General features: G+C 62.9%; 1 protein-coding gene and 1 pseudogene. Both read right to left on the reverse strand.

Features of this window, described 5'->3' with window-relative positions; genetic code table 11:
- Nucleotides 1-822, reverse strand: a pseudogene (locus OC446_RS30160) (hypothetical protein); the annotation flags it as partial.
- 4 nt (nucleotides 823-826) lie between these two features.
- Nucleotides 827-1,816 carry an AAA family ATPase gene (locus OC446_RS30165; RefSeq protein WP_262032559.1) on the reverse strand — a complete coding sequence of 330 codons (990 nt, stop codon included), beginning with the start codon at nucleotides 1,814-1,816 and terminating at the stop codon, nucleotides 827-829.
- Nucleotides 1,817-1,978 lie beyond the last annotated feature (162 nt).

Below are 1,978 nucleotides of genomic sequence, written 5' to 3' on the forward strand. Positions count from 1 at the left end.
GGCGTCGCGAGCCATCGAAGCGCCAAGTATAGTTCTCAATCGCCCAACGCACCCGGTCCCAACAACGTTCCGCCACCAAACAGCGGGGCTATCCTTGGGCGCCCGAAGCTCCGCAACCGCGTCCGTGTTCATTACCAGCCGCGCCATGGTCTCCGTGTCGGCGAGCGCGAGCACGACATCGCGCTCAGGGAAGCTCACGAGGTGCGGCTTCACCGTGACTTCGAGACGCGCAGCGACGGCGCGGAAGTTGGGCAGCCGCCGGTCGCGGAGCCATACCTCCCACCAGACCCTAACACCGTCGCCTGGGAAGAGATCGTCCGCGTCTGTGAACAGCGAGCGCAGCGCCGAGAGCCGCACGTCCTCAATCCGCGCGACCAGATTCTGGTTCTTTGGCTTGCCGCCCGCCGTCTCCTCGTTCCGGTACTGCTCAACCTTGTTCGTGAAGTATTCAGCCTGCGCTTCGGGCACGAACACCGTGGCGCGCACCGTCTCGGCGTCCTCTGTGGGCGGGTGGACGGCAACCAGCTCGATCTTCCTCGGCCGGTTTTCCAGCCCGTCCAGAGCCGCCTGATGCTCCACCGGCACCTCGAAATCGAGGTAGAAGCCGGCTTCGCCTTCTGCGAGTTGCGGATCGCGCGTTAGGAGCTGCTGCCGTGCTCCGGCGATCGCCTGCCCGAGCGCCTGTTCAAGCTTTGCGGCGTGCGCCGCCCGAGCACGCGCTGGCGGTAGTCCGCTGCTGCCGCGACGAGGTGAGGTGTAGATTTCGCTTTCGCCGCCACCCTGCATCAGGAAGTGTGGCCGGTTCCGGGGTGCCTTCGCCATCTGACTATTGGGACGTGTTCGCGGTGTGGCGCTCTTGGAGGGCGGCGATCAACATAGCAGTGCTGATCTCGTTTGACCCGCTCAGCACCGCCCCCTTAGCGGCCTCGTCGGCCGCGCGGGCGATCTCCGCCTGACTCAGCCCTGCCATTGCCTCGAGAACGCCGCTCCATTCAACGGTCTTGAGGCTGAACGTAGACAGCCGATTCTCCACGATGCCGCCGGCGATGTCCGGCGTCGGCAGATCGTAGGTGATAACGTCGTCGAACCGGCGAAACAGCGCCCGGTCAAGGAGCTCGGGGTGGTTCGTGGCTGCGATGATCAGGCTTGGCCCGTCGTCGTTCTCCAAGAATTGGAGGAAGGAATTCAAGACACGGCGAATTTCGCCGACATCGTTCTGCCCGGCTCGCTGGGCGCCGATCGCATCGAATTCGTCGAAAAAGTAAACGCCGCGTTGTAAGCCAATTGCGTCGAAGACAAGGCGGAGCCGGGTCGCTGTCTCGCCCATCAGCTTCCCGATCAGTCCATCGTAGAGAACCGTGAACAGCGGCAGCTTGAGCTCGCCCGCGAGCGCGGCGGCGCTCATCGTCTTGCCCGAACCCGGCGGCCCGACCAGCAGGAGCTTGCGCCGAGGCGATAACCCATGTGCCCGAAGGCGCTCCTGCTGGCGCTGCTCCTTTATGACCCGCTCCAGTTTTGCATGCAGATCAGGAGCGAGAACCATACTGTTGAGGCGGATGTCGGAGTAGCGGGCCGCCAGAAGGCCACTCAGCTCCCCTTTCGGTTGAGCTAGAGGTACAGGGCCGGCGCCCCGACGGGCGACCGTGGAGCTCCGGCCCTTAGCCGAATCGATTAGCTCCCGCAGCTCTTGGGCGAGCTTCCCGTGCCCTTGGCGAGCCTCATGCGCAGCAAGCTGTGTCGCCACCGACATGAATCGATCATCGTCGCCGGCAATGTGGCTCTGAAGCAGAGCGACTATGTGACGTGACGTACTCATTGGACCGATCCAACCTTCGGGGTTAGAGCATAACATTCATCTGTCTTGGGCAACTTACCAAATAGGATAGCGCCGGTGTTGTCCAAACAAATCGGAGCGAGTGGTTACTAGTGTTGTGACTCTAACGCTTGTTTCGCACGGGCGACCTTTTCCAGGATAGCC

The organism is Microvirga sp. Mcv34, assembly GCF_024519725.1.
Classification (GTDB): Bacteria; Pseudomonadota; Alphaproteobacteria; order Rhizobiales; family Beijerinckiaceae; genus Microvirga.

Excerpts from the sequence above, each read along its gene's own strand:
- OC446_RS30165 (WP_262032559.1), bottom strand. The coding sequence starts at position 1,816 with ATGAGTACGTCACGTCACATAGTCGCTCTGCTTCAGAGCCACATTGCC.